Here is a 258-nt window from a genome sequence, read left to right on the forward strand (position 1 = left end):
CAATGTTCCGTTTGTTTTTATAGCTATTGTTTGGGCGCTTCCTGCAATTATCGTTTGCCAGTTTGTTGCTGTTCCTATTTGTACAGGTACATTTTTACTTGCAAAAGTACCATCACCCAATTGTCCATAAGCATTAAATCCCCATGCCCAAAGCGTTCCATCGATTTTAAGACCAACTGTGTGTGCACTTCCTGCATATATTTTAAGCCAATTTGTGGCTGTTCCTATCTGAGTAGGAACTGTTCTGTTTGTATTTGT

Annotated in this window: 1 pseudogene; it reads right to left on the reverse strand. The window is 39.1% G+C overall.

Annotated elements, in window-relative coordinates:
* Positions 1-258 (reverse strand): annotated as a pseudogene (locus tag SCA31_RS24225) (hypothetical protein); the annotation flags it as partial.

This window comes from Chryseobacterium sp. SIMBA_028 (assembly GCF_046535285.1).
In the GTDB taxonomy this organism is placed as follows: domain Bacteria; phylum Bacteroidota; class Bacteroidia; order Flavobacteriales; family Weeksellaceae; genus Chryseobacterium.